Genomic DNA, 26,345 nt, shown 5'->3' with positions numbered 1-26,345 from the left:
ACCGTTGCATCCCCCTGCGGTACTGAAAACCGGCCTTCGGGCCGGTTTTTTCTTGCCTGCACGGTCCTGCGGCGCGGCGCGTTACCGCGTCGGAATGACCGTCGATGTATCTTGAATCATCCATAAGTGTGATCGGGCTTCTAAACCCTGGCCCGAGGGGCTAGGCTGCTGGCATTGATACACCCTCATGGACAGACCAGACCAAGAAGCCGGGTGATGACAGAGCTTTCTCGTTCGCACCGTTTCGCGCTGCCCGCGGCGTCCCCCGCAGAAGGGCACTATTTCCGTCCGCCACTGCCGTCAGGCTACGTGCTGCGCCCGCGCCTGTGCGAGCGGCTGACGGCCGGGCTGAATGGTCGCCTGTTGCTGGTCAGTGCCCCGGCCGGCTTCGGCAAAAGCTCCCTGGCCATCGAATTCTGTGAACGCCTGCCGGCTCACTGGCAGAGCCTGTGGCTGGGCCTGAGCAGCCGCGACAGCGACCCCGGGCGCTTTCTCGAACGCCTGCTCGGTGGCCTGCAACCGTTCTACCCGGGCCTGGGCGACGATGCCCTGGGCCTGCTGAAACTGCGTCAGCGCCACCAGCCCTTCGCCTTCGAGGAATGGCTGGACGGCCTGCTCGATGAACTGGCCGTGCGCCTGGACCCCGAACGCCCCCTGTTGCTGGTGCTGGACGATTACCACCTGGCCCAGGGCGCGGTGCTCGATCGCTGCCTGCAATTCTTCCTCAACCACCTGCCGGCGGGCCTGGTGCTGCTGGTGACCAGCCGCCAGCGGCCGGACTGGCACCTGGCACGCCTGCGGCTTTCCCGGCAATTGCTGGAGCTGCAGGAACAGGACCTGCGCCTGACCGAGGACGAAACCTGCGCCTTGCTCGACAGCCAGGGGGCGCACCTGTCCGGCGATGCCCTGCACACGCTGCTGTCGCGCAGCGAGGGCTGGGTGGCCGGCCTGCGCCTGTGGCTGCTGGCCGCGGCGGAAACCGACGCGCCGCCGGAACTGGCGCCCGCGCCCCACGGTGCCGAAGGGCTGATTCGCGACTACCTGCTCGAAGAAGTGATCGAGCTGCAGCCGCCGGAGGTCCAGGCGTTTCTCTACGAAACCGCGTGCCAGGAACGTTTCTGCGCCGAGCTGTGCGACGCCCTGCGTGATGCCCATGACAGCGCGGCGATCCTGCGCCACCTGCAGGCGCACCAGGTATTCCTGGTGCCCCTCGACGACCAGGGCCGCTGGTTTCGCTACCACCACCTGTTTTCCGATCTGCTGCGCGAGCGCCCGGTTGGCGGCTCGTTGCCGGCCTCTGCCCTGCACCTGCGGGCCTGCCGCTGGTTCACCGCCCAGGGGCTGCTGGACGAAGCCATCGAGCAGGCCCTGCGCGCCGGGCAGCCGGACGTCGCGGCCAATCTGGTGCAGAGCCTGTCCGAAGAGCAGATGCTGGCCGAGCAGAACGTCGCCACGCTGCTGCGCTGGAAGATGGACCTGCCGGACAGCCTGCTGGCCAGCACCCCTCGGCTGATCGTGTTGTACGGCTGGGCGCTGGCGCTGGCCTGCCAACTGGATGCCGCCGAAGAGCTGGCCGGGCACCTGAGCCGGTTCCTGCCCGCCGAACCGGCCGCCCAGCAGAACAGCCTGATGGCCCAGTGGCTGGCCTTGAGCGGGGTGATTGCCCGCGGGCGCGGTGACAGCACGCGGGCGGCCCAGTACTGCAGCGAGGCCCTGGCCGGGCTGCCGCCGGAGCGCTACGGGCCGCGCCTGATGTGTTTTTCCACCCTGGCCAATCTGGCCATCGTGCAGGGCGACATGTGGCGCGCCCGCGGCCTCAACCGTGAGGCCCTGGAGCTGGCGCAGCGGGTCGGCAACCCGTTGTTCGAAGCCCTGGCCCATTACGACCGCGCCCGGGTGCTGCAGGCCCGGGGCGAAGTCCTGCGTGCCAGCGAGGAGGTCCGCCACGGGCAGGGCTGCCTGAGTGGCCTGTCCTCGCAGCGTGCCTACGGGGCGCGGGCTCGCCTGAGCCTGTACGAAGGCTACCTGCTGACCTTGCGCCTGCAACCGGACAAGGCCCGCCAGCGCCTGCGCGCCGGCATCAATGAGGCGCGCGCCTGCCGCGACATCGGCGTGCTCATCGGGCACTGCGTGCTGGCCAGCCTGGAAGGGCGCAGCGGCCGGCTGCCGGAGGCGTTCGCGCTGCTGGCCGAGGTCGAGCGGCTGATGCACATCTGGGATGTCCCGCCGATCTATTACCTGGCCATGATCACCCTGGCCAAGTGCGAGCTGTGGCTGCTGCAGGGGCAGGTCGAACTGGCCGGTGCCTGGCTGGAGCGCCTGGCGGATACCTACAGCGGCGAGCAGGCCGCGGCGGCGCCGGAATCGCACCCGCAACTGCCGTTGTACATCGAGTTGCAGCGCGCGGTGCTGGAGCGCATGCAGGGCGAATTGCCAGCCGCCGAGCGGCGCCTGCGCGCCCTCAGCCAGCGGGCCCAGACAGCGGGCAGCCAGTTGCTGGCGATCACCGCCCAGGTGCACCTGGTGGCGGTGTTGCGTACGCGAGGCGATGAACGTGAAGCGCAGCAGCAACTGGCGGCCACCGTCGAGGTGTCCTGCGGGGGCGGCCTATTGCCCTACGGCGAACTGATCAAGCACCACCCGCACTGGCTGCGCGAGCAGCTGTCGCGCCTGGCACCGTGTCCGCTACGCCAGGCCTTGCTGGAGCACCTGCCGGAGGGCGAGGCGGATGCCGCCGAAGCGTCGGGTGGCGTGGTGGACGCGCTCAGCTCCCGCGAGCTGGCGGTGTTGCAGTTGATTGCCCAGGGCTGTTCGAACCAGGAGATCAGCGAGCAGTTGTTCATCTCCCTGCATACGGTGAAAACCCACGCCCGGCACATCAACAGCAAGCTGGGCGTCGAACGCCGCACCCAGGCGGTGGCGCGGGCCAAGGGGCTGGGCCTGCTGCGCTGAGGGCGCAACACGTCTTCCCTCGATCTTCCCACCGGCCATTGGTTGAGTGGTGCGCCCCATACCCGCGATCGCCCCTGAGCGCCCACCGGCGGTGCTCAACCTAGGTTAGGCGTCAGGGGCCGCAGGGCGTGCTGTGATGAGCGCTGTCGTTCATCACCACGATCAGAGGTACACCATGCCCGCTAGCAGTCTTTCCCTGGCCCCGCCGCTGGCGGCCGGTTTCGCCCGCCTGGGTTTCGGCGCCTTGCCGCTGGATCGCCTGAAGGCCCGTTACGGCAGCGCCGAGGCCGGTTCGCGCTACGTCGAGCTGGATGGGTTCACCGTCCATTACCGGGACGAAGGCAGCCGGGACAAACCGGCACTGGTGATGATCCACGGGGTCGTTGCGTCCCTGCACACCTGGGACGGCTGGGTCGAGGCCTGTGCGGCGGATTACCGGGTGATCCGCTTCGACGTGCCCGGTTTCGGCCTGACCGGTCCGGCCCGTGATGGCGTGTATTCGGCCGAGCGCATGGTCAGGGTGCTGGGGCTGTTGCTCGATTACCTGGGGGTGGAGCAGGCCTCCATCGCCGGCAGCTCCCTGGGCGGCTACATCGCCTGGAACTTCGCCCTGGCCTCGCCGCAGCGTGTGGAGAAACTGGTGCTGATCGACCCGGCGGGTTATCCCATGCGCAAGGTGCCCTGGATGATCGCCGCCGCGGCGCTGCCAGGCGCGACGGTGGCCATGCCGGTGTGGATGCCCCGGGCGTTGATCGCCCAGGGCGTGAAAGAGGTGTACGGCGAGCCGTCGCGGATCAAGCCGGGGGTGATCGACCGCTACAACGACCTGACCCGTCGACCGGGCAACCGCCGGGCGATGATGGACATCTTCCGTATCCTGCTGGCCGTCAACCGCCAGGAGCTGCACGGCACCCCGGAGCGGGTGGCGCGGCTCGAAACGCCGACCCTGCTGCTGTGGGGCGAACGCGACCGCTGGATCTCGCCCAAGCACGTGCTGCTGTGGCAGCGCGACGCACCGAACCTGCAGGCCAGGACCTACCCCGGCGTCGGGCACATCCCCATGGAAGAAATCCCCCAACAAAGCGCTGCCGACGCCCTGCGTTTCCTTCAAGCCTGAACGCCCTGTTGCGGGCTGAAATTGTAGGAGCGGGCTTGCCCGCGAGCTTTTCATCCGGCGGTCGAATCAGTGCGAAACACAGACCGCCGAGCTCGAGGTCAAGGCCTCTCCTACGGAGACGTTGCCTGGATCGAGCGACCTGTCGCGGGCTGGAATTGTAGGAGCGGGCTTGCCCGCGAGCTTTTGATTCAGCGGTCAGATCGGTGCGAAACACAAATCGCCGAGCTCGAGGCCAAGGCCTCTCCTACGGTTTGCAGGTCGTACGAACGTAGCCCGGGTCGAGCGAAGCGATACCCGGGAGGTCGGGCCTCAAGCCACCCGAGGTTCCGGCTCACCGTCGAACTCCCAGCGGGCCTGGTGCAGCAGGTCCTGGTTGTCGTGCTGCCAGGGGTGGAAGTCGTGACGGAAGAAGTCGCGGTAGGTGGCGAGCAGGGGCCGGAACACGCCGTCCTTGCCCCAGGTCCAGCGCAGGCCGTCGCGCCACACCCGCCAGTTCCACAGCAAACCGTCACGCTTGAGCATATGCACCAGGCCGCGGGTCGTATCGAGGACGAAGAAGAAGGTCCCCATCACCATCGCCCTGCGCAGCAGGCGGCGGCTGCCGCAGACCTGGTTGTACACGTCGAACGCCACCGCCTTGTGTTCGGTTTCCTCCAGGGCATGCCAGCGCCACAGGCGCGCCATGGTCGGGTGGGCGCCCTCCATGACGCGGGCGTCCTTGAGCAGGCCGTCGGCCATGATCGCGGTGATGTGCTCCAGGGCCGCGGTGGCCGCCAACTGACGCTGGGGCGAGAAGCGCTTCTGAGTGTAGCGAATGCGCGCCCGGGCCCGGCGTTCGATGGTCTCGATGTCGTAGCCCAGGTCGCGCAGGCGGTCGCTGTACTCCAGGTGCTCGCGGCTGTGGTGGCCTTCCTGGCCGATGAAGCCGCGGATCTGCTCCTTCAGCACCGGGTCATCGATGCGGTCGCGAAAGTGCCGCACAGAATCGATGAAGAACCGCTCGCCATCGGGGAACAGCACCGACATGGCATCGAACAGGTGGCTCTTGAACGCATCGCCGCTGTGCCAGTGACGGGGCAGGGGCTTGGGCAGGTCGAAATCCATGTGCCGTGGGCGAATCTGCAAACCGGCCGGTGTGGTGCTGACCATACGGACTCCTCGAGTCTGTGATTAACCATGGCACCACTATGGAAGTCCCGGTGCGGTTGGCACAGGTTCACAACAGCCAAGTTTGCGGTCATTTCCGGCCATCCGCGTGTCGATTCGCCACGTCACGGTAAACGGGCAGGCCAGACGGACCCAACCTTCGGCTGGCCGGTTCGCCTTGCTGCGCGGGCGAGGGCGCGGCTATGGTGGGGCGAACTGGGTCATAAGCGGCCACCGGCCGACACCGCAGGCACATGAAACCATCGCTCAACTTCGCCGCTGAACTGGTACCCGTGGCCTACGCCGTGGCCTTGCTCGACCTGGTCGAAGAACTGGGTGTACCGCGCCACCAGCTGTTCGCCGAGGCGCGGCTGCGGCCCGAGATTCTCGACAATCCCCAGGGACGACTGTCTTTTCTCGATTTCAACCAGCTGACCAGTTGCGCCTTGTTGCGCTGCGACGAACCCGCGCTGGGCCTGCTGCTCGGGCAGCGGCTGAACGTCTCCACCCACGGCATCCTGGGCTATGCGGTGCTGTCCAGCGCCAACCTGGGCAAGGCCATCCAGTTCGCCCTCAAGTACTACCGCGTGCTGGGCCTGACCTACGAGCTGGAGATGGTCGAGCAGGGCAACCGGGTCGAATTGCGCGCCAGCGAGAGCATGCCCCTGGGACCGTTGGGTCGCTTCGCCGCCGAAGGCCTGTTGGCCAGCCTGCATACCATCGCGCGGTTTCTGGTCGGTGAACGCCTGGAGGGCATGGCGGTGGGTTTCGCCCACGCCGCGCCCGGCTATGCGGAGCGTTACGAGCGCCTGTTCGGGGTGCCGGTGGCGTTCGACCAGGCCTGCCATTGGCTGAGCATGCCCAGTGCCTACCTGGAGCGGCCCATGGCCCTGGCCAACCCGGCGACCGTGCAGATGTGCGAGCAGCAGTGCGAGGCGCTGCTGTCCAGCCTGGACGTGCAGGACGACCTGCTGACCCGGGTGCGCCGCCTGTTGCTGGCACGCCCAGGCGAGTTTCCCGACCTCGACAGCGCCGCCCGCGCCCTGCACACCAGCGGGCGCAGCCTGCGCCGGCACCTGTCGGGCATGGGCACCAGTTACCAGCAGGTGCTCGATGAGGTGCGCAAGAAACTCGCCCTGCAGTACCTCACCACCACCCACCTGCCGCTCTTCGAGATCGCCTACCTGCTGGGCTTCAGCGACCCCTCGAACTTCCGCCGCGCGTTCAAGAAGTGGACGGGCAAGCCACCCAGCGAGTACCGCGTAGAGCCTTAGAGCCCCACGCTCAGCAGTTGGCGATGGTTTCGATGTAGTCGTTGTTGGTGACGTTGCGGGCGTAGAGCGAGACCCGGCCGTGACACGCCGCGGTGAACGTACGTATGGGGACCGCATTCGAGGGTATGAGCCGCTTCACCTGCATGTAGAAGTGTTGGCGCGTGGCGCCAGGCGTATCGTTTTTCCCAGGATCGATACACCGCTCGGCCCATCGAGGCACCGGAAGAGGAGCGTCACCATGCGTCATGCACCAGAACCCCACGCGGTGGCCATCCTGGCCAGGCCCCTGTCGCGTGACAACCGGGTGGAGCTGATCGACCTGTTGCTGCGCCAGCACGACACGACGCGCGACCTGTATGTCAGCCTGCAGCGGGCCCAGTGGCGCTTGCGCAAGGTGAGTTTCAAGGTGCCGCGTACGGTGCTGCGGGACATGGCGATGACAGCCGGACGGCATCTGGTGGCGCAGGCGGGGTACATCCGTGAGCTGGGAGGCTTCGTCGGCCCGGGGAATCTGGACGCGGCGCCGTGGTGGTTCGATGACACCTCCTTCACCCTCTGCCTCGCCAGCGTGCAGCGCGACTGTGATGAGCTGGCTACGCTGACCGGGGCCGTCCAGCACCTGCTGGAGCAGGTCGCGACCCGGGGCGAGCCACTGAACGTGCTGAATGACGCCAGCCTCGATCTGGTGCGACGCATCCGCCACCTGCTGAGCCCCGAGCCGGAGCGGCAGACCCTGGCCGTCAGCGGCGTGCTGGCGGCCTGCCGGTCCAGGCCATGACCCTCGCCGCCCATCCCGGGGTGTCCCGCACAGACACCTAGGTATAGTTCATCCCCTCGTCACATCGACCTATGCTCCGGCTGCGTGTCATTGCCGAGCGGGATGTCGCCTGCCTTTCACCGGCGTCACGCCCCACACGGTCAACCCAGGTGATGCAGGCGCATGCAGACGATTCGAGAAACCCTGTTGCGAATGGGCGCGCTGGCGCTGGCGGCGCTGATTTTCATCATTGACACCGTGACCGGCCTGGAGATCGCCGTCGCCGTTCTCTACGTGACGGTCATCCTGATCGCGGTGGAGGTGTTCAGTCGCCGGGGGGTGCTGGTCGTGGCGGTGACTTGTATGGCCCTCACGGCCATTTCCTTCCTGGTTTCCCACCCCGGCGAAGTGGCCACGCCGGCGTCCATCCGCTGCGTGGTGAGCCTGATCGCCATCACCATCACCACGGTCTTCGCGCTCAAGAACAAGGTGGCCAACGACGAACTGCAGGTGCAGCTCAAGGAGCTGTCGCAGACCCACGACGCCATCATCATCCGCACCCTCGCGGGCATCATCACCCGCTGGAACCCGGGCGCGCAGAAGCTCTACGGCTGGTGCCAGGAGGAAGCCCAGGGGCAGAACCTGCATGCGCTGCTGCAGACCCGCTTCCCCCGGCCCATGGGCGAAATCCTGGGCACGCTGCACCGCACCGGGACCTGGGAAGGCGAGCTGGACGTCCATCGACGCAGCGGCGAGGCGATCACCGTGGCCTGCCGCTGTGCCTTGTTGCGCGACCGCTACGGGCGGCCGGTGGCCATCCTCGCCACCCACAACGACGTCACCGAGCGCAACCAGGCGGTGGAAGCGCTGCGCCGCAGCGAGGCATTCCTGGCCGGTGCCCAGCGCATCAGCCGCACCAGCAGCATCGGGTTCAGGGTGCCCGGCGGCGAGCTGTACTTTTCCGAGGAGGCCCTGCGCCTGTTCGAGTTCCCGGCCGAGCAGCCGCCGGCGCTCAAAGGCATCCTGCAGGCCACCCACCCTGATGACCGCGGCATCATCGAACAGGTGATCGCCGGTGCCCTCGGGCGCGAGCCGACGCTGGACGTCGAGTTCCGCCTGGCCATGGCGGACGGGCGGATCAAGCATGTGCACCTGCTTGCCCACCCGGTGCTGGATGCGGCCGGCAACTGCGAGTACATCGGCGCGCTGATGGAGGTGACCGCCAGCAAGATCGCCGAGGAGGCCCTGCACCGATCCCAGGTCGAGCTGGCCCACGTCACCCGAGTCACGACCCTGGGCGAGCTGGTCGCCTCCATCGCCCATGAGGTCAACCAGCCGCTGTCGGCCATGGCCGCCAATGGCGAAGCCAGCCTGCGCTGGTTGCAGCATGCCGAGCCGGATATCAGGGAAGTGCGCAGCGGCATCGAGCGCATTCTCAGCGAGGTGCGCCGGGCCAGCGACGTCATCCTGCGCATCCGGGCGCTGTCGCGAAAATCCGACCCGCAGTACGTACCGCTGGATCTGCGCGAAGTGGTGGAGGACGCCCTGGCGCTGGTCCAGCGCGAGGCGGTGCACAACGGCGTGCTGCTGTCGGTGGCGCTGACCGCCGAGGTCCTGGCGGTGCGCGGGGACCGCGTGCAGTTGCAGCAGGTGATCGTCAACCTGGCGATGAATGCGATCCAGGCCATGGCGGGTTGCCCCGAGGGCGAGCGCCGGCTGCGGGTGCGCGTCTGGCGCGACGCCCAGGGCGATCCGTTGCTGGTGGTCACCGACACCGGGCCGGGGGTCGACCCGCAGGCGCTGCCCAGGCTGTTCAACCCCTTCTTCACCACCAAGACCGATGGCATGGGCATGGGGCTGCCCATCTGCCGCGCCATCGTCGAACGGCACGGCGGGCGGATCTGGGTCGACGAGCGCCTGGCGGGCGGCGCGGCCTTCCATTGTTCGTTGCCCGCGCTGGCCCAATCGACCGCGAAACACGGCTGAACCTGCCGACTCTCACCAGGGCCCGTTCGGGCCTCGCGATGACCGTTACCCGAGCGCCTCCCTGGGCACGCCGATGCCCGGCCAAATCGTGGCGTGAACGCGGCACGAAACTGGCCTATCCTCAAGCATCCTACGGCGCTGCGACACCCTGTGCCCTGACGGATAACCCCGGATTTCCGCCACTTCCGGCGCCTGTGTGCCGGGCGTCGGCTCCCGGGGCGGTTCGCTTGACAGGCCGCGGCGCAGACCGTATTTCGGCAGCCCTTTTTCAACCGGCAGGGTACGTGCAGCGATGGTGGGGTCCCAAGGCGCGCAAGCGGCACACACGCAATCGGCGGAGGCGGTCATCCCGCATGCCCTGGATCAGCCCAGGCACGTGATCTTCGTCGCCTACCAGCAGATGGGGCTGCTCGACCTGAGCGGCGCCCAGACCGTGTTCTGGGCCGCCACCAAGGCCCGCCATGAACGCGGCCTGCCCGGTTATCAGCTGCAGACCGCCAGCCTGGAAGGCGGCCTGATGCAGACGGTCGAAGGCCTGGCGGTGAACACCACGCGCCTGGACCAGTTGGGCGGGGCGCCGGTGGACACCTTCATCGTGCCGGGCGCCCCGGATATCTGCCGTACCCTGGACGACTACCACGAGTTGGTGGCCTGGCTGCGCGACACCGGCCACCAGGCCCGGCGCATCGCCTCGGTCTGCAGCGGCGCGTTTCTGCTGGCCAAGGCCGGGCTGCTCGATGGCCGGCGCGCCGCCACGCACTGGGCCATGTGCGACACGCTCAAGCACGGCTTTCCGGAGGTCGAGGTGGATGCCGACGCGATCTTCATCCAGCAGGGCACTGTCTGGACCTCGGCCGGGGTGAGCGCCGGCATCGACCTGGCGCTGGCCCTGGTGGAGGCCGACTGCGGCCGCGAGGTCGCGATGCAGGTGGCCAAGGAACTGGTGGTCTACCTCAAGCGTCCCGGTGGCCAGGCCCAGTACAGCGAACTGCTGCAGTCGCAGTCCCACGACAGCAGCGTGTTCGACGACCTGCATGTCTGGCTGGCGGACAACCTGGGCAACGACAAACTCACGGTGGAGCGCCTGGCCGAGCAGGCGAAAATGAGCCCGCGCAACTTCGCCCGGGTCTACAAGCTCAAGACCGGCCGCACCCCGGCCAAGGCCATCGAACTGTTCCGCCTGGAAGCGGCCCGGCGCATGCTGGAAAGCTCGCCGCGCAACATCGACCAGGTGGCGCGCCTGTGCGGCTTCGGTGATGAAGAGCGGATGCGCAGCGCCTTCCAGCGCAACCTGTCGATCTCCCCGCGGGACTATCGCAGCCGTTTTTCGCGGCTCGACTGAACCCTTCTCAGGCCACCGCCCGCGAGTCCGGGCGTTCCTGCCACTGGCGAAAATAGGCGCTGAAGCGCGAGCGCAACCAGCGTTCCCGTGGGTCGTTGTGGCTCGCCCCGTGCCAGGCCATGGACAGGTCCGGTACCGGCAGGTCGAGCGGTGCACGGTCTGCGTTCAGCCCCTCGCGCTGGGCCATGGCCCGGGCCACGTAGTCCGGCACCAGGGCGACCAGGTCGCTGTTGGCCAGCAGCGTCGGCAGGCAACTGAACTGCGGCACCGCCAGCACCACCTTGCGCTGCCGGCCGAGGCGGCTCAGGGCCCGGTCGGTCTCATCGGTGACATTGCCCATCGACGACACCACCACATGGGGGCGCTGGCAGAACGCGTCCAGGTCCAGGGGCTCGGCGGCAGCGCCGGCGTGCAGGAGCATGGGGCGTATCGGGCGCAGGTTCATGCGCCGGGAGTTGGCCGGCAGGTCCTCGGTGTGGCTGATGCCCAGGGAAATCTCGCCCGCCACCAACAACTGCGGCAGCTGCCACTGGTCCGCCCGGCGCACCACCAGGGTGATGTTCGGCGCCTCGTCGCGCAGGCGCTGCATGAAGCGCGGCAGCATGGCGTATTCGACGTCGTCCGAGAGGCCGATGCGAAACGCCGTGTCGCTGGTCTGCGGGTCGAAGGTCTGGCTGCTGGCCAGGGCCGCGGCGATGGCGTCGAGGGCTGGCGTCAGCCGCGCATGAATTTCCTCGGCCCGGGCCGTGGGCTCCATCGCCCGCCCCACGCGGATGAACAGCGGGTCGTTGAACAGCGAGCGCAGCCGCCCCAGCGCCGCGCTGATGGTCGGCTGGCCGAGAAACAGCTTTTCACCCACGCGGGTGAGGTTGCGCTCGCGCATCAGGGTTTCGAAGACAACCAGCAGGTTGATGTCGGCACGCCGCAGGTCATTTCTGTTCATCAGGTTCGCCGTCCGGCCGGGGCCGCTCAGGTAAGTGGATTCGAACGACGGATCGCCGCGCCAGGGCACCCTCGATCGACGTCGGTCCAGCTTACGCACGCGCCCCGGGGGCGTCAGTTGTACCTGAGGTCAGTGCTGCCATGCCTGGGTATGGCGCGCCGTCCTCGGGTATCGGAACGGTTGGCAGAAACTCAGGGTTTTCTGGCCTAACCCTCTGATCGGACTGGCTTTTAGGATGAGCCAGCGCACCGGTGCGCTCCGTTCACTCACAAGGAAGGCAGACGCGACATGAACAGCAGCCGAACTGCCCCCGCACGCTGGTGGCACAGCTTGAGGCCCGCAAACGGCTCGTGGCGCAACGGCCCGGGGCAGCGCTCGTCCCGGCCACTGATCGGCATCAGCCCCAAGCCCCTGGAGAATGCCCTGGGCTGGATCGTCGGGCTGATCGTGGCCTGCGGCATCCTGGTGATCAACGCCGAGACCCACAGCCACCTGGCGCCGACCATTCTCTACATCACGTTGTTGCTGATGGCGGCCAACCTGTTCTCCATCAACGTGGTGATCCTGGTGGCGGTGATCTGCATGCTGCTGCTCACCTTCACCTTCCTGCTCAACGGCGGCTACCACAGCTGGGAATCGGCCACCGGTTTCTTCCGCTGCCTCACGGCCCTGTCGGCCATCACCTTCCTGGCCATGCGCAGCAAGTACGCCGCCGACAGCCTGCGCCACAACGAGGCCTACCTGGTCGGCGCCCAGCGCCTGAGCCAGACCGGCAGCATCGGTTTCGTCGCGGGGCGCGAGGCGCTGTCCTGGTCGGACGAGTCGGCGCGCATCTTCGAGTACCCGCTGTCCGAGCAGCCGACGGTGTCGCTGATCATGGCGCGCACCCACCCCGATGACCGCGCCATGGTGCAGCAGGTGTTCGACAAGGCCGCCCGCCATGAGCGCCTGATCGAGCTCCGCCACCGTTTGTTGATGCCGGATGGCCGCATCAAGCACGTGCACATGATCGCCAGCCCGTTGTCCATCCATCACGGGCGCTGTGAATACGTCGGCGCGCTGATGGACGTTACCGTCAGCCGCCAGGCGGAGGACGCCCTGGTGCGCACCCAGTCGCAACTGGCCCACGTCACCCGGCTGACCTCCCTGGGGGAGCTGGCGGCCTCCATCGCCCACGAGGTCAACCAGCCGCTGACGGCGATCAGCGCCAGCGGCGAGGCCTGCCGCAAGTGGCTGGACCGCCCCGAGCCCTGCCTCGGCGAGGCCCGGCAATCCATCGAGCGGATCATCGCCAGCGCCGGGCGCGCCAGCGAAGTCATCGGGCGCGTGCGCGCGCTCGCCCGCAAGTGCGACCCGCTGCGCCAGGTCGAGTCGCTGGACGCCATTCTCTGCGAGACCCTGAGCCTGGTTCAGCACGACATCGTGCACCACCGGATCACCCCCAAGGTCGAGCTGGCGGCCCTGGACGGCCGGGTCAGCGCCGATCGCGTGCAACTGCAGCAGGTCATCATCAACCTGATCATCAATGCCTGCCAGGCCATGGCCGCGGTCGAGGTGCAGCGGCGAACCCTGCACATTCGCACCGGGGTGCAGGGCGACGAGGTGGTGCTGGAAATCGCCGACCAGGGGCCGGGCATCGCCAGCGACGTGCTGCCGTCGCTGTTCAACCCGTTCTTCACCACCAAGGAAAACGGCCTCGGCATCGGCCTGTCGATCTGCCGCTCGATCATCGAATTCCACGGCGGCCGGATCTGGGCCAGCAGCCCGGCGGGGCAGGGCGCCTCGTTCTTCATCGCCTTGCCGCTGGTCAGCCGCGACCCCCTGTAGCGCATCACGCAAAACCGGCGCCGCCCGCAGGGGCGACGCCGCTCGCCATACCGATAGCGGGCCCCGGAGCCCGGAGAATGTCCATGCACGAAGCCTTCACCCCGAGCCGCCCTGGCAGCGCCGACCCGTTCGTCTACATCGTCGACGACGACACTCTGCTGCGCGAGTCCCTCGGCAGCCTGCTGCGTTCCATCGGCCTCAAGGTCGGGCTGTTCAGCTCCGCCGCCGAGTTCATGGCGTTCAACCGCCCCGACGTGCCGAGCTGCATGGTGCTGGACGTGCGCCTGCAGGGCACCAGCGGCCTGGATTTCCAGAACTACCTGGCCACCGCCAACATCAGCCTGCCGATCATCTTCATGACCGGTCACGGTGACATCGCCATGACGGTGCGGGCGATGAAGGCCGGGGCGGTGGACTTCCTCACCAAGCCGTTTCGCGAACAGGACCTGATCGACGCCGTGTCCCTGGCATTGTCCCGCGACCGGTTGCGCCGCGAAGCCGACCGCGGCCTGGCCTCGCTGCGCAGCCGCTACGCGAGCCTGACCGCCCGCGAGCAGACGGTCATGGCCCTGGCCGTTTCGGGCCTGATGAACAAGCAGATTGCCGGTGAAATCGGCCTGAGCGAGATCACCGTCAAGACCCACCGCGGCCACGCGATGCGCAAGATGAATGCGCGCACCTTCGCGGACCTGGTGCGCATGGCCGAAGCCCTCGGCGTCAACGCCTTGGTCTCGTGAAACCATACGCAGGTATACTTTTTTGCCTCGCTGGACCGCGTATCGTGCACCCACGATAGGCGCCGTACGAGCGACCCCGCACATGATGCAAGAAGCGTATACACGCAGCCGGTCCGTTATTGCGGTTGTCGATGACGATGAGTCTGTTCGAACGGCGGTTGAGAGCCTGTTGCGCGCCAGCGGGTACAGCGTGCGCACCTACGCCGATGCCTTCGCGTTTCTCCAGTCCGCCGGCCCCGGCGAAACCCACTGCCTGATTTCCGATATCCAGATGCCCGGCATGTGCGGCGTGCAGATGCACGAGGCGCTGGTCGCCCGCGGCGTGCACATTCCCATCATCTTCATCACCGGCTACCCGGGCGAACTGCCGGTGGTCAGCGCCGGCGCCCAGGACCTGATCGCCTGCCTGGCCAAGCCGTTCCAGGCCGACCAGTTGATGGACTTCATTGAGCTGGCCCTCGCGCGCCACGCCTGACGCCGCGCCCTATACCGCGGTATGACCTGCCGGCACCTAGGCATAGCCGACCGGCACCTGGGTACAAGTGTTTCCCGCACCCCCCGCCTCTAGCATGAATCACCGGCAAGCAAGCGCCCTGAAGACTCCGCCCGGAGTGTCGGGATCCATCGCGCCCTGTGAAACGTCCCGGTCATTCATTCTTATTTCAGGAGTACCCCATGAAGCAGATTCTGATCATTGGCGCGGGATTCGGCGGTGTCTGGAGCGCCTTGAGCGCGGCGCGCCTGCTGGACATGCACGATTGCAACGACGTGGCGATCACCGTGCTGGCGCCCCAGGCGGAACTGCGCATCCGCCCGCGTTTCTACGAGGCGGACGTGCACAAGATGTTCGCCCCGCTGGACGAGCTGTTCGAGGCCGTGGGCGTGCGGTTCGTCAAAGGCACGGCCATGGCCATCGACGAACAGGGCAAGGCGGTGACCTACATGGACAGCGCCAACCAGAAGGCCACCCTGACGTACGACCGCCTGGTGCTCGCCGCCGGCAGCCAGCTGATGCGTCCCAATGTGGAGGGCCTGAGCCGCTACGCCTTCGACGTGGACCAGATCGAATCGGCGTCCTTCCTGGAAAACCACCTCAAGGCCCTCAAGGACCAGCCCTACAGCGTGGCACGTAACACCGTGGTCGTGGCAGGCGGTGGTTTCACCGGCATCGAGACCGCCACCGAAATGCCGGCGCGCCTGCGCTCGGTGCTCGGCTATGACCACGACATCCGCGTGATCGTGGTGGACCGTGCGCCGCAGATCGCCGCGTCCCAGGGCGCGGGTATCCAGCCGTCGATCATCGACGCCTCCGAGCACCTGGGCATCGAGTGGGTACTGGACACCAGCGTCACCTCGGTGGATGCCGGTGGGGTGATGCTCGCCGATGGGTCGCGCATCGAGGCCAGTACCGTGATCTGGACCGTGGGTTTCCGCGCCAGCGCCCTGACCGAACAACTGACCAGCGTGCGTGACGCCCAGGGGCGGCTGCACGTGGACAACAACCTCAAGGTATTCGGCCAGGATTTCATCTACGCCGCCGGCGACGTCGCCTATGCCGCCACCGATGACCTCGGCAACTTCGCGGCGATGTCCTGCCAGCACGCCATCGCCCTGGGGCGCCACGCCGGCAACAACGTCGCGGCGGACCTGCTGGGCATTGCGCCGACCCCCTATCGCCAGCCCAAGTACGTGACCTGCCTGGACCTCGGGGCCTGGGGCGCCGTGTTCACCGAAGGCTGGGACCGTCAACTCAAGCTGGTGAAACAGGAAGCCAAGGAACTCAAGACCCAGATCAACACCGTGTGGATCTACCCGCCGGTGGCCGATCGCGCCAAGGCCTTGGCCGCGGCCGATCCTGCGATTCCCGTGGCGTGATGGCCGTGGCGACGGCCGGGGGAGGGATGAGCCTGTTCGAACACCCGCAGCGGTTGATGGCGCTGTCTGGCCTGCTGCTGATCGGCGGGCTGGTGATGCTGCTGGTCGGCGTGGTGCTGGCCTACGGGCTGGAGGCCCGGTTGTCGATACCGGCGCTGCTGCTCGCGCACCTGATGACCATCCTGGGGCCGACCCTGATCAAGCTCGGCTACGTGCTGCGCCTGCATGTGCTCCACCGCCTCGCCCGGCACGGGTGACGGCATGAACCAGCGACCACGGTCACGGCCGTGGTCGCTGCTCAGCGCGGCGCCTGGCCGTGCTTGCGCTGCTGCTTGACCCGGTACATCTCGCGGTCGGCCAGCTTGATGGCATCGTCCACGCTCACCGTTTCCGGCTCCACGCCGATCACCCCGACGCTGGCGCCGGCATAGTGGAACGGTTCGAGGCCATCGCCGGGCTCGTACAGGCCCACCGTCGCCTCCGTCATGCGCGCCTGCAACAGTTCGGCGGAACGCTGCATGTCGCTGGCCAGGTCGCTGTCCCCCGACGGCGTGCCCAGGGCCAGCACGATGAACTCATCGCCCCCGGTACGGCCGAGCACGTCGCTGGCGCGCAGGCTGTCCTTCAACCGCTCGGCCACCGCCTGCAGGAAGGTGTCGCCCACCTGGTGGCCGTGGGTGTCGTTGATCTGCTTGAAACCGTCCAGGTCGACCACGCCGACCAGCACGAACTTGTGTTCCCGGGTGGCCAGGGCGAACAGGCGGGGCAGTTCGCTGAGGATCGCCCGCCGGTTGTACAGGCCGGTGAGGGCATCGGTGAGCGCCAGCTTGGCCAACTGGGTGGAGGCGAGCTGCAGGCGCTCGATGAGGATTTCCCGCTCCAGGGAGTGGCTCAGCAGGCTCGACAGCAACGCCAGCAGGGGCTCCACGTCCGGTGCGCGGGGCATCTGCGATGAGCTGGCGGCGCACACCGTGCCCAGGACCTTGCCGTCCTGGCCCTTGATCGGCGCACTCAGGTAGGTCTTGATGCCGAGCGCCTTGGCGGCCTCGGAGTCGCCCCAGTGCTGGGCCACGTCATCGGAATACAGGCGGTTCTCGTCCAGGGCGCGTTTGCACAGGGTGTCTTCCCAGGGCACCACCAGGCCTTCGGGAATCGCCATCTCGCCGGTGTTGCGGGCGAACTCGACGCGCTGGATGCCCTGCTCGGTGTCGATGGTGGTCAGGTAGGTCGATTCCATGCCGGTGATCCGCCCCAGCAGCGCCAGCAGCGGGCGGGTGAGCTGTTCGACGGTCTGGGCTTTGGGAACCGTTTCGGTCAGGAACGACAGTAGCTGGTCCATGAGGGGTCCGATGCGCGTGCGGTTTCGCTTGATTGTTATCAATTCTCCGGCACTTGAAAACAGGGGCGTGGCGACAGTCAGACTTGGGTCAAGCTCTGCGCGGCCCGCACCGACCATTGGCCACTGCCGGTGAACGTTTCCAGACGCCTCGGGGTCGCATGCTGGTCCGGCACGGCCGTCCTGCAAGAGGCCGCGCCATGCCGATTTCTCACCAATCCGGGGTGACGACGATGACTGAATCCCAGCTTTCCCAGCGTTACGCGGCCTATATCGACTGCCTCAACCGACAGGACTGGCCGGCCCTGGGGCAATTCGTCCACGCCGATGTGCACTACAACGACCAGCGGATCGGCCTGGACGGCTACCGACGCATGCTGGAACAGGATTTCCAGCAGATCCCCGACCTGCGTTTCACCATCGAGCTGCTGGTCGCCGATGCGCAACGGGTCGCCAGCCGCCTGGCCTTCACCTGCACGCCGGTGGGAACGTTCATGGGGCTGCCGGTGAACGGCCGGACCGTGCACTTCACGGAAAACGTCTTCTACCAGTTCCGCGACGGCAGGATCGAGCGCGTGTGGTCGGTGATCGACAAGGCGGCGATCGAAGGCCAGCTGCTGGCTGACTGATCGGGAGGGGAGGGAAACCCAGGGGCAACAAATCGAAGCCCCTGGGTGGGCCGAGCGGGGGCGTCAGTTCTTCCAGCAATCGGCGAAGCGCTCGCACACCTTGTAGCGCCGATCCAGGTCCGCCATGCGCGCCACGTGGGCGCTGAGGCTTTCGCGCAGCACCTCTTTGCTCTGCTGCTGGTAGTACTGCAGCATCGCATTGTTGGTGAGCAGGGCCTGGGTCAGGTCGGTGGCGTCGGTGTCAGGAACCCGCTTGCGGATTTCGTCGGTGTCCATGCGCTTGAGGCGAGCGCGGTACTCGTCCTTGTACAGCTGCAGGGTACGCGCCTTGTTGTTCACCGCCTCGCTGGTCAGGGTGTTCATGTTCTGGCGGTATTCGTCCCAGTAGGCATCCGGCAGGGAGAAACCTACCCGCTGCTTGCGCTCTTCGATCAGCTTGTCGAGGTTGACCCCGGCCGCGACGCGCTCGGCGACGCCGGGTTCCAGCGTCATGGAATCGATGACGCTCTCGTTGACGATCTGCTCGATCATCGCCGTGCGCTCGGGGGTGTCGGCCTGCGGGCTGGGCATCTTCGGGAAGATCGCGTTGCTGCCGGCGCAGGACGGCAGGCCCTTGTTGGTCAGCGGGATCGGTGTGCGCACCACCTGGCCGTTGGCCTGGTGCAGGCGCTTGAGCGATGTGATGCAGCGGCTGCCTTCGTAGTCGAAGGTCAGTTCGTATTCCGCACCGCTTTGCGGGGTGAAGTTGAAGCGCGTGGTGCAGACGGTGCTGCGGCCCAGGGTGTTGGTCTGCATGTACAGCTCGGCACCGGGCTTGAGGCGGATTTCCAGGTATGGCGCGGCGTTGGCGGGCGGCGGGATGGTCATGTCCACCCGGCGCGTGCTGTTGGCCATGAACATATTGTTGAGCATCCCGGTGGTGCGCCCGTCGCAGTGCTGGGTATCGAACAGGTCGAGCGTGGAGTTATCCAGGTCGCTGATGAAGCGCAGCTTGGCGGCGTCGGGTTCGACGGCATCCGGGTAGCTGCCATGGATACTGCACCCGCTGAGCAGAACAGCGACGGCGGTCATCGCACCGAGGGCGCGCAATGGGGGAAAATCGAACATGGTGGTTATCGTCCTTGATGCAGGGGGCGGCCATGCTAGTGAACGAGCACCCAGGCGTCCAGTGGACCGGACGGGATGTGGGGCTTACGTCTTTGTTTTTGATTGATAGAGGTCATGAATGCGCAAGGTTGGTGGACTCCTGGCGATCTGCCTGGTGGGAGCGATGGCGGGTTGCTCGACGATGCCCGAGGAGATGGCATTGAATTCGACCGTGCAGTCCGAGGCCAATGCCGGCCTGGTGGTCGGGGCGCTGATCCAGGGCGGCCCTTACGGCACCTGGCTGGAGTTTCGTGACATCAAGACCGGGAAAACCTACGGCTGGGGCGCCAAGGACTACTATTCGGCCTGGCTGCCGGCCGGCCAGTACGAGGTGTCTGCCCTGGGCTCGCGCCGGGGCGTGATGGGGCCGTACCAGGCGCCGCTGCGGTTCGACGTGGTCCAGGGGCAGATCAACTACCTGGGCGAGATGGTCTACGGCTGCTCGGCCAGCACGCGGCCGGAAGCGCTCTATGGGGTGAAAAGCTGCGGGTTCCTGGCCCTGGGCACCTGCTCGGTGCCGTCGCCCACCGTCGGTGTGTGCATCGTCGACCGGCAGGCGCAGGCGGTCCGGAGTTTCCTGCGCAAGCACCCCGAGCGCAGCACGTTGCCGGTGCGCTCGTCGCTGATGGCGCGCTAGGCGATATCAGATCACTCTGATGCCGTCCTGAGGGGACGCCTTAAGGGATTCTCTGATGTGCTCGATCAGGCTACGGGCCGTTGAGGTGATTCCCTTGTGCGGCGGCGTCATGGCGTACAGGGTGGCCGAGGGCAGGGTTTCCTCCACGCAGGCCGGCAACAGCTCCTGGGTGTCCACGTAGCGCGAGCAGGTGTAGAGCGGCAGGTAGGCCAGCCCCAGGCCGGCCCGCGCCGCCTTGAGCAGGGTCTGGGTGGAGTCGACGATCAGCGCCGGCTGCACCAGGGTCCGCACCCCGCCCGCCAGCACCCAGGGGCTGGGCAGCTCCGGGGTGCCGTTGGTCAGCAGGGCGCCGTCGGGCACGCCGTTCAGCCGTTTCGGGTGGCCCAGGCGCGCCAGCAGGGGCGGGCTGCCGACGATCGCCATCTTCAGCGCGGCCAGCGGCCGGGCCACCACCGAGGCGCTCATGTCCGGGATGTTGTCCAGGGTCAGGGCCAGGTCCAGGCGCTGCCCGGCCATGTCCACCGGGCTGTCCTGCAGGATCAGGGCGAACTGCACCCGTGGATGGCTGCGCTGGAAGGCCGCCATCGCCCCCAGCGCCCAGTCGGACAGGGCGCTGGGCACGGCAAGGCGCAGCAGGCCACCGGGGCTCTCGGCCGACTCCTGGGCGCTGCGCAGGGCCGCCTCCATGGCGTTGATCATGTCCAGGGCGTGGCGGTAGATCTGCTCGCCGATGGTGGTCATGGTGCACAGGCGGGCGCTGCGGTTGAGCAGCTGCACGTCGAGCTGGCGTTCCAGCTGGGCGATGCGCCGGCTGAGGCTGGATTTGCCCACGCCGGTCTGTTCGGCCGCCGCGGAAAACCCGCCCGCCTCGATGACCCGGACGTACCAGTAGAAGTCGCTGAGCAGGCCGGCCTGGGTAACGGCCTGAGGTTGCTGTCTCGGCAACGGTTCGTTGGTCTGATAAGAACGCTCTGACATGTGTCCCCCTGGCGTTGTTGCGTTATCTTATGCACCCCGTAAAAGCGCCGCCTTTGAATGGGCGTATGGCGCTTTTGCTTACGGGGACGCTGCCGAACAAAAAACAATCAGATCGACAGCGACGACAGGTGAGGGGAACGTGGGATGAACGACCGCATGACGGCAGGTCATGTGCCGCAGATTCTGGTGATCGACGATGTACCCGAGGACATTCGCTCGTTGCTGGCACTGCTGCGCGCCCAACCCTGGCGCCTGTCCCTGGCCACCGATGCCCGGCAGGGCTACCAGCGGGCACTGGCGCTGCGCCCCGACCTGATCCTGCTCGACGTGCGCATGCCGCAGATGGACGGCTTCACCCTCGGCCGCCTGCTGCGCGAGTCGCCCGCCACCGCCCGCGTGCCGATCATCTACCTGACGTCGGCCGGTGCTTTGGAAGAGCGCCTCGAAGGGCTGTCACTGGGCGGCGTCGACTACGTGCTGAAATCCTGTGCGCCGGAGGAAGTGCTGGCGCGCATCCAGATTCACCTGCAACTGTCCTGGCGCGAGCCGGCGGTCGCCAGCCCGGCCCGCACGGAAGAGGCGGCGGACGACGAGCAACTGATGCTGCGCGCGGCCATGCGCCTGATCAGCCAGAGCCTCGAGGACCTGCCGTCGCTGGCCGACATCGCGCGCAAGGTCGGCACCCACGACAAGCGCCTCTCCGCGATCTTCCGCAAGCACCTGGGCACCACGGTGTTCGCCTACGTGCGCGACGCCCGCATCCGCCGCGCCCAGGAGCTGCTGGCCGACAGCGCCATGAGCATGCAGGACATCGCCGAACTGGTGGGTTTTCGCAGTGCCTGCAATTTCACCACGGCGTTCCGTGAACGCCAGGGCATGACGCCCAGCCAGTTTCGCCAGCAGGTGCGCGATCCTTCGGCGCCGGATTCCCAATGACCCGACTGTGGCTGCTGCTGTTCTGCCTGTGCGTCTCGGGTGTCGTTTCGGCGGCCTCGCTGTGCACCTCCGGCAGGACCGACCTCGCGCCCCATGCCGGGTTGCTGGAAGACCGCGGCGCGCGCCTGAACGCCGAGCAGGTGCTGGCCCTGAACGAGGAGGCGTTCACGGTCATGGGCGAGCAGCCGCTGGTGCGCGAATACAGCCGCAACGCCTACTGGATGCGCCTCGAACTGCGCAACGACAGCGACCATGAGTGCACGCGCTGGCTCACCGTGGGTGACCCGCGCCTGCAGGACATCCGCGTGTACCCGCAGCGCGCGGGGCACCTGGAGGTGATGCGCGCCGGCAGCGACTACCCGCTCGAACAGTGGCCGGTGGCCGACCGGCAGCCGCGCTTTCCGCTGCTGCTGGGCGCTGGCGAGCAGGCCACGGTGCTGATCCGGGTCGCGGGCGCCTCGCTGTTCATCCTCTCGCCCTCGCTGTGGACCGATGACGCCCTGCTGGAGCAGCGCCAGTCGGTGTACATGGCCGACGGCATCACCCTGGGCATCGTGCTGCTGATCGTACCCTTCAGCCTGATCGTGGGCTGGATTCTCGGCTCGCGGCTGCTGCAGGTGCACGCCACCTCGGTGTTCAGCTACGTCGTGCTGACCGCCGTGATCAACGGCTACCTGGTGTTCCTGCCGTCGCTGCTGCACTGGGCGCAGGAGATCACGGCCCTGGTCAGCATGGTCTCGTTCATCTGCGTGCTCGGCTATGCCCGGGTGCTGCTCGAAGTGCGCCAGCTGCCGCGGGTCTGGGGCATGCTGTTCAATTTCTTGCTCGTGGCGTACCTGGGCGGCTATGCCTGGGACTGGCTGGTGGCCCGCCCGGACGGGCGCATCGTGGTCGAGTGGGTGATGCGCATCGGCGTCTATGCCTTGCTGCCGGCCACGCTGCTGGCGGCGTGGTACCACGGCCTGCGCTTGCGCTGGATGGCCTGGGCCGTGCCGCTGCTGTTCCTGCTGCAGTTCGTGGTGCGCTACGTGCTGCAACTCAACGACTTGGTGCCCGGGCAGTCGCGCGAGGCCTTTCTCAGCCTGTCGTCGACCCTGCCTGGCGTGGTGCTGCTGGTCTGCACCCTGATCACCGAAGTGACCCTCAGCCGTCGCCGCGAGAAGGGCGCCCTGAGCGATCTGGAAACCCAGCGCCAGGCCGAGCACGAGCGCCTGGAAAGCACCGTCGAGCGCCGTACCCGCCAGCTCCGCGAGTCACTGCGTGCGCGCAGCTCGCTGATGGCGCGGATCAGCCACGACCTGCGTTCGCCCTTGATCGGCATCATCGACTACAGTCGTCTGCTGCAGGGCGGCGAGCTGCGCGACTACCCGCGCAAGATCGAACGCCATGCCCGCCAGCAGCTGGAAATGATCGACGAGCTGCTGGAGTTCTCCCGCAGCGAGCTGCAGCAGATGGAGCTGAGCCTGGCCCCCGGCTACCTCTATGGCTTCCTGCACGAAATCGAGGAGGAGGGCGCGTTCCTCGCGGCGCGTCAGGGCAACCGCTTCGACTGCCACCTGGCCGCCGACCTGCCGCTGCTGGTGCGCGCCGACTTCCAGCGCCTGCGGCAGATTTTGATCAACCTGTTGAGCAATGCCGCCAAGTTCACCCGCGATGGCGACGTGCGCTTCGCTGTCGAGTGCCTGGACAGCGAGGCCGGCACCGCGCGCCTGCGCTTCAGCGTGACCGACACCGGCATCGGCATTCACCCCGACGAGCGCGAGCAACTGCTGCTGCCGTTCCGGCGCGGGCGCAACGCGGCGGACTTCCAGGGCACGGGCCTGGGCCTGTCAATCGTCACCCAGCTGCTGCACCACATGGGCGGCGAGCTGCAGCTCGATGCGCCGGCGGGCACCGGCAGCCGCTTCGTCTTCGAGCTGAGCTTCGAGCTGGCCGAAGAAGACGAACTGGAATCCAGCCTCGCGGAAAGCCACGGCGGCGACATCGACGGTGCCGGGCGCCGGGTGCTGTTCGTCGACGACGTGGCGCACAACCGCGACATGCTGTTCGACCTGCTCGCCGGCTACGGCTTCGACGTGGACGTGGTGGCCGATGCCGAGGCCGCGCTGTCCGTGCTGGACGAAGCGCCCTATGCGCTGCTGATCTGCGACCAGATGATGCCGGGCATGGACGGCTGGGCCTTGCTGCGCGCCGTGCGTCGGCGCCATCCGCAGTTGCCGGTGATGCTCTATTCCGCCGCCCCGGCGCGCCCACCGGCGGGGGAGGCGCTGCAGTTCGACGCCGTGCTGCTCAAGCCCGCCGCCAGCGCGGAGCTGCTGGCCAGCATCGACCGCCTGTGTCCGTTGGCGTCGGCGGGGCAGGCGGTGTGGTGAGGATGAAGCGTTTCAAGACCCTGTTGCTGGCCAGTTGGGCCCCGGTGCTGGCACCCGGTGCCGGCGCGGCCGAAGCCCCGGCCGCGGCGCCGGTGTTGCAGCTGGAAGAGGTGCGGGTCAGTGCCCGGCACCGCAGCGAGCGTGCCGAGGACGTGCCCATTGCCCTTAGTGTGCTCGACGGCGCGCGCCTGGACGCCGAAGGCAAGCACCGCCTGGAGGACATGCAGCAGGCCGTGCCGTCCCTGCTGGTGTCGGTGCCCAACACGCGCTTTGCCAGCTACGGCATTCGCGGGCTCGGTTCCAGCGCCTACAACGATGGCCTCGAAGGCAGCGTCGGGGTATTCCTCGACGGGGTCTACCTGGGGCGTGCCGGCATGGCGGTGTCCGAGCTGACGGACATCGAGCGGGTGGAGGTGCTGCGCGGCCCCCAGGGCACCCTGTTCGGCAAGAACACCACCGCCGGGGCCGTGAGCCTGTTCAGCCGCGCGCCGACCTTCGAACCCGAGGGCAGCGCCGAGCTGACCTATGGCGAACACGGCCAGCGCGAGTACCGCGGCACCGTCTCCGGAGCGCTGGTCGACGAGGTGCTGGCGGGGCGCTTCACCGCCTATGACGTGTCGCGCGACGGCCTGATCGACAACCGCTACGACGGCCGCGACCTCGCCGACCAGCAGCGCCAAGGCTTTCGCGGGCAGTTGCTGTGGACGCCCAACGAGCGCTTCAGTGCCCGGCTGATCGGCGAGTACGGCTGGCAGGACGAGCACAGCAACGTGTTCCTGCCCAGCCACTACAGCCGGCAGACCCTGGAACGCTCGGCCTACGTCGGCTACCGGCCGTTGCCGGTGGACCCCTACGCCCGGCAGGTGCAGCAGGACCAGCGCAACGTCACCCGCACCCGGCAGAACGGCCTGACCCTGCAGCTCGAGCACCAGCTGGACAACGGCATGACCCTGACCAGCATCAGCGGCTACCGGGACTGGCGCTACCAGGCCGATCTGGACGGCGACGGCGGGGCGCTGGATGTCGCCCAGGTCGGCGCGGACCTCGACCAGCACCAGTTCAGCCAGGAGCTGCGCCTGAGCGATTCGGTCGGCGACACCCTGGAGTACGTGGTCGGCCTCTACTACCTGCGTCAGCATTTCAACCGGCAGATCGGTGTCGGCTTCGGCGACGATGCCGCGTCGTTCTTCCTCGGCGACCGGCCAGAACTCAAGGCGCTGGGCATCACCCCGGCGATGATCCCGGCCTCGCTGTTGTCCGGCGCACGCCAGGCATTCGACGGCGAGCAACGGAGCGACAGCCGCGCCGTGTTCGGCCAGTTCACCTGGCAGGCCACGCCGCGCCTGGCGATCACCCCCGGCCTGCGCTACACCCAGGAACGCAAGCGCGGCTGGCTGTCGCGCGAGGTCCACGACCTGGCGCCGCTGGGCCTGGACCCGGTCTCGCAACTGGGCGGCGCGCAACTGCGGGCCACCACCCTGGGCGGCCGCTACTACCGGCAGGACAGCATCGACGAGGGCAACCTGTCCGGTCAGCTCGCGGTCAGCTACCGCTTTCGCGACGACCTGCTCGGCTACGCCAGCTGGTCGCGGGGCTACAAGGCCGGTGGCATCAACCTGGAAGTGATCCAGCCCGGCGCCCAGCCGACCTTCGATGCCGAGCGGGCGACCGCCTACGAGCTGGGTCTCAAGCACACGCTGTGGAACGAGCGCGCGTCCATCGACCTGACCCTGTACCAGACCGATGTGGACGACTACCAGGCGCTCTCCAACAGTGCGCCGGTGGACGAGTTCGCGCCGCCGATCCGCAACAACCTTATCAATGTGGGCAAGGTCCGCCTGCGCGGCATCGAGCTGGAAGGGGCGCTGCGCGCCAGCGAGCGGCTCGACCTGCGTCTCGGCATCGCCTGGAGCGACGCCCGCTACCGCGAATTCGACAACGCGCCGTGCAGCCCGGGCGTGCAACGTTTCTCCTGCGACCGCAGTGGCGAGCGGCTGTTCAACGCGCCGCCCTGGAGCGTCAGCGCCGGCCTCGACTACCGCCACCCGCTGAGTGCCGGCTGGCAGGCCTACAGCGGCCTGGACTACAGCTTCCGCAGCGGCTACCAGGGCACCCTGGAAGGTGGCCCCGGCAGCCGGCTGCCGGCCCGTTCGCTGACCAACCTGCGCCTGGGGTTGCGCCAGGGTGACGGGCGCTGGGAGACCGAGCTGTGGGTGCGCAACCTGTTCGACACGCAGTACCTCACGGCCGTCTATGCGCAGCTCGGTGCCGGCGACTACGGGGTGCTGGTGGGCGACCCGCGCAGCGTCGGGGTGACGCTGCGGACACGCTACTGATCGAATGGTTCCTGCCACT

Annotated in this window: 21 protein-coding genes; 16 read left to right on the top strand and 5 right to left on the bottom strand. The window is 67.6% G+C overall.

Going from position 1 to position 26,345, the window contains the following annotated elements:
* The first annotated feature begins 216 nt into the window (after positions 1 to 216).
* Complete coding sequence (locus N5C28_RS04115; protein ID WP_279820483.1) at positions 217 to 2,952, top strand: LuxR C-terminal-related transcriptional regulator; 2,736 nt, start codon at positions 217 to 219, stop codon at positions 2,950 to 2,952.
* A gap of 175 nt (positions 2,953 to 3,127) precedes the next feature.
* Positions 3,128 to 4,069: an alpha/beta hydrolase gene (locus N5C28_RS04110; RefSeq protein ID WP_279820481.1), complete on the top strand. Its 942-nt coding sequence runs from the start codon at positions 3,128 to 3,130 to the stop codon at positions 4,067 to 4,069.
* Positions 4,070 to 4,378: 309 nt separating this feature from the next.
* Here the strand turns inward: N5C28_RS04110 and N5C28_RS04105 are convergent, their stop codons facing one another.
* A complete protein-coding gene (locus tag N5C28_RS04105) occupies positions 4,379 to 5,218 on the bottom strand; it encodes a metal-dependent hydrolase (RefSeq protein ID WP_279820479.1) in 840 nt (279 codons plus the stop codon).
* A gap of 251 nt (positions 5,219 to 5,469) precedes the next feature.
* Between N5C28_RS04105 and N5C28_RS04100 the strand changes: the two genes are divergently transcribed.
* From N5C28_RS04100 to N5C28_RS04085, 4 genes are all read left to right on the top strand, one after another.
* Entirely contained in the window at positions 5,470 to 6,489 is a 1,020-nt protein-coding gene (locus tag N5C28_RS04100; RefSeq protein WP_279820478.1) for an AraC family transcriptional regulator, read from the top strand.
* A 238-nt stretch (positions 6,490 to 6,727) separates the two neighbouring features.
* Complete coding sequence (locus N5C28_RS04095; RefSeq protein ID WP_279820477.1) at positions 6,728 to 7,267, top strand: hypothetical protein; 540 nt, start codon at positions 6,728 to 6,730, stop codon at positions 7,265 to 7,267.
* 162 nt (positions 7,268 to 7,429) lie between these two features.
* The gene (locus tag N5C28_RS04090) at positions 7,430 to 9,232 is read left to right on the top strand and encodes an ATP-binding protein (RefSeq protein ID WP_279820476.1); all 1,803 of its coding nucleotides are present in this window, start codon (positions 7,430 to 7,432) and stop codon (positions 9,230 to 9,232) included.
* 400 nt (positions 9,233 to 9,632) lie between these two features.
* Complete coding sequence (locus N5C28_RS04085; protein ID WP_279821064.1) at positions 9,633 to 10,574, top strand: DJ-1/PfpI family protein; 942 nt, start codon at positions 9,633 to 9,635, stop codon at positions 10,572 to 10,574.
* A gap of 7 nt (positions 10,575 to 10,581) precedes the next feature.
* Here N5C28_RS04085 and N5C28_RS04080 read toward each other — a convergent pair whose 3' ends face one another.
* Entirely contained in the window at positions 10,582 to 11,517 is a 936-nt protein-coding gene (locus tag N5C28_RS04080; RefSeq protein WP_279820475.1) for a LysR family transcriptional regulator, read from the bottom strand.
* A gap of 330 nt (positions 11,518 to 11,847) precedes the next feature.
* On the opposite strand from N5C28_RS04080, the gene N5C28_RS04075 reads away from it, so the two are divergent.
* The 5 genes from N5C28_RS04075 (at position 11,848) to N5C28_RS04055 (ending at position 16,213) form a co-directional block, all read left to right on the top strand.
* A complete protein-coding gene (locus N5C28_RS04075; protein WP_347881253.1) occupies positions 11,848 to 13,344 on the top strand; it encodes an ATP-binding protein in 1,497 nt (498 codons plus the stop codon).
* Positions 13,345 to 13,427: 83 nt separating this feature from the next.
* The gene (locus N5C28_RS04070; RefSeq protein ID WP_279821063.1) at positions 13,428 to 14,081 is read left to right on the top strand and encodes a response regulator transcription factor; all 654 of its coding nucleotides are present in this window, start codon (positions 13,428 to 13,430) and stop codon (positions 14,079 to 14,081) included.
* A gap of 82 nt (positions 14,082 to 14,163) precedes the next feature.
* Positions 14,164 to 14,556 (top strand): response regulator, encoded by a 393-nt coding sequence (locus N5C28_RS04065; protein ID WP_279820471.1) that lies wholly within the window; start codon positions 14,164 to 14,166, stop codon positions 14,554 to 14,556.
* Between the two features lie 200 nt (positions 14,557 to 14,756).
* Positions 14,757 to 15,956 carry an FAD-dependent oxidoreductase gene (locus tag N5C28_RS04060; RefSeq protein WP_279820469.1) on the top strand — a complete coding sequence of 400 codons (1,200 nt, stop codon included), beginning with the start codon at positions 14,757 to 14,759 and terminating at the stop codon, positions 15,954 to 15,956.
* A gap of 26 nt (positions 15,957 to 15,982) precedes the next feature.
* Positions 15,983 to 16,213 carry a transmembrane sensor/regulator PpyR gene (locus tag N5C28_RS04055; protein WP_279820466.1) on the top strand — a complete coding sequence of 77 codons (231 nt, stop codon included), beginning with the start codon at positions 15,983 to 15,985 and terminating at the stop codon, positions 16,211 to 16,213.
* A 41-nt stretch (positions 16,214 to 16,254) separates the two neighbouring features.
* On the opposite strand, the gene N5C28_RS04050 is transcribed toward N5C28_RS04055, so the two are convergent.
* Positions 16,255 to 17,295: a GGDEF domain-containing protein gene (locus N5C28_RS04050; protein ID WP_279820463.1), complete on the bottom strand. Its 1,041-nt coding sequence runs from the start codon at positions 17,293 to 17,295 to the stop codon at positions 16,255 to 16,257.
* Between the two features lie 230 nt (positions 17,296 to 17,525).
* On the opposite strand from N5C28_RS04050, the gene N5C28_RS04045 reads away from it, so the two are divergent.
* Entirely contained in the window at positions 17,526 to 17,921 is a 396-nt protein-coding gene (locus tag N5C28_RS04045; RefSeq protein ID WP_279820461.1) for an ester cyclase, read from the top strand.
* A gap of 63 nt (positions 17,922 to 17,984) precedes the next feature.
* Here N5C28_RS04045 and N5C28_RS04040 read toward each other — a convergent pair whose 3' ends face one another.
* Complete coding sequence (locus N5C28_RS04040; RefSeq protein ID WP_279820459.1) at positions 17,985 to 19,028, bottom strand: hypothetical protein; 1,044 nt, start codon at positions 19,026 to 19,028, stop codon at positions 17,985 to 17,987.
* A gap of 118 nt (positions 19,029 to 19,146) precedes the next feature.
* On the opposite strand from N5C28_RS04040, the gene N5C28_RS04035 reads away from it, so the two are divergent.
* Positions 19,147 to 19,704 (top strand): hypothetical protein, encoded by a 558-nt coding sequence (locus N5C28_RS04035; RefSeq protein ID WP_279820457.1) that lies wholly within the window; start codon positions 19,147 to 19,149, stop codon positions 19,702 to 19,704.
* 6 nt (positions 19,705 to 19,710) lie between these two features.
* Here N5C28_RS04035 and N5C28_RS04030 read toward each other — a convergent pair whose 3' ends face one another.
* Complete coding sequence (locus N5C28_RS04030; protein WP_279820454.1) at positions 19,711 to 20,682, bottom strand: LysR family transcriptional regulator; 972 nt, start codon at positions 20,680 to 20,682, stop codon at positions 19,711 to 19,713.
* Positions 20,683 to 20,826: 144 nt separating this feature from the next.
* Between N5C28_RS04030 and N5C28_RS04025 the strand changes: the two genes are divergently transcribed.
* The 3 genes from N5C28_RS04025 to N5C28_RS04015 are packed head-to-tail and all read left to right on the top strand — an operon-like array spanning position 20,827 to position 26,326.
* Complete coding sequence (locus tag N5C28_RS04025) at positions 20,827 to 21,618, top strand: helix-turn-helix domain-containing protein (protein ID WP_279820451.1); 792 nt, start codon at positions 20,827 to 20,829, stop codon at positions 21,616 to 21,618.
* Positions 21,615 to 23,990, top strand: coding sequence for an ATP-binding protein (locus N5C28_RS04020; protein ID WP_279820449.1), 2,376 nt, complete (start codon positions 21,615 to 21,617; stop codon positions 23,988 to 23,990). The genes N5C28_RS04025 and N5C28_RS04020 overlap by 4 nt, the downstream gene beginning before the upstream one ends.
* Before the next feature lie 2 nt (positions 23,991 to 23,992).
* Entirely contained in the window at positions 23,993 to 26,326 is a 2,334-nt protein-coding gene (locus N5C28_RS04015; RefSeq protein WP_279820446.1) for a TonB-dependent receptor, read from the top strand.
* Positions 26,327 to 26,345: the final 19 nt, after the last annotated feature.

Origin of the sequence: Pseudomonas sp. GD03944 (assembly GCF_029839275.1) — a bacterium.
Lineage (GTDB): Bacteria > Pseudomonadota > Gammaproteobacteria > Pseudomonadales > Pseudomonadaceae > Aquipseudomonas.
The sequence above is the reverse complement of the archived record's forward strand: the minus strand, read 5'-3'. Positions and strand labels throughout refer to the sequence as shown.

Coding starts and splice junctions, on each gene's coding strand:
- N5C28_RS04115 (WP_279820483.1), top strand. CDS start 217: ATGACAGAGCTTTCTCGTTCGCACCGTTTCGCGCTGCCCGCGGCGTCC.
- N5C28_RS04110 (WP_279820481.1), top strand. CDS start 3,128: ATGCCCGCTAGCAGTCTTTCCCTGGCCCCGCCGCTGGCGGCCGGTTTC.
- N5C28_RS04105 (WP_279820479.1), bottom strand. CDS start 5,218: ATGGTCAGCACCACACCGGCCGGTTTGCAGATTCGCCCACGGCACATG.
- N5C28_RS04100 (WP_279820478.1), top strand. CDS start 5,470: ATGAAACCATCGCTCAACTTCGCCGCTGAACTGGTACCCGTGGCCTAC.
- N5C28_RS04095 (WP_279820477.1), top strand. CDS start 6,728: ATGCGTCATGCACCAGAACCCCACGCGGTGGCCATCCTGGCCAGGCCC.
- N5C28_RS04090 (WP_279820476.1), top strand. CDS start 7,430: ATGCAGACGATTCGAGAAACCCTGTTGCGAATGGGCGCGCTGGCGCTG.
- N5C28_RS04085 (WP_279821064.1), top strand. CDS start 9,633: ATGGGGCTGCTCGACCTGAGCGGCGCCCAGACCGTGTTCTGGGCCGCC.
- N5C28_RS04080 (WP_279820475.1), bottom strand. CDS start 11,517: ATGAACAGAAATGACCTGCGGCGTGCCGACATCAACCTGCTGGTTGTC.
- N5C28_RS04070 (WP_279821063.1), top strand. CDS start 13,428: ATGCACGAAGCCTTCACCCCGAGCCGCCCTGGCAGCGCCGACCCGTTC.
- N5C28_RS04065 (WP_279820471.1), top strand. CDS start 14,164: ATGATGCAAGAAGCGTATACACGCAGCCGGTCCGTTATTGCGGTTGTC.
- N5C28_RS04060 (WP_279820469.1), top strand. CDS start 14,757: ATGAAGCAGATTCTGATCATTGGCGCGGGATTCGGCGGTGTCTGGAGC.
- N5C28_RS04055 (WP_279820466.1), top strand. CDS start 15,983: ATGAGCCTGTTCGAACACCCGCAGCGGTTGATGGCGCTGTCTGGCCTG.
- N5C28_RS04050 (WP_279820463.1), bottom strand. CDS start 17,295: ATGGACCAGCTACTGTCGTTCCTGACCGAAACGGTTCCCAAAGCCCAG.
- N5C28_RS04045 (WP_279820461.1), top strand. CDS start 17,526: ATGACTGAATCCCAGCTTTCCCAGCGTTACGCGGCCTATATCGACTGC.
- N5C28_RS04040 (WP_279820459.1), bottom strand. CDS start 19,028: ATGTTCGATTTTCCCCCATTGCGCGCCCTCGGTGCGATGACCGCCGTC.
- N5C28_RS04035 (WP_279820457.1), top strand. CDS start 19,147: ATGCGCAAGGTTGGTGGACTCCTGGCGATCTGCCTGGTGGGAGCGATG.
- N5C28_RS04030 (WP_279820454.1), bottom strand. CDS start 20,682: ATGTCAGAGCGTTCTTATCAGACCAACGAACCGTTGCCGAGACAGCAA.
- N5C28_RS04025 (WP_279820451.1), top strand. CDS start 20,827: ATGAACGACCGCATGACGGCAGGTCATGTGCCGCAGATTCTGGTGATC.
- N5C28_RS04020 (WP_279820449.1), top strand. CDS start 21,615: ATGACCCGACTGTGGCTGCTGCTGTTCTGCCTGTGCGTCTCGGGTGTC.
- N5C28_RS04015 (WP_279820446.1), top strand. CDS start 23,993: ATGAAGCGTTTCAAGACCCTGTTGCTGGCCAGTTGGGCCCCGGTGCTG.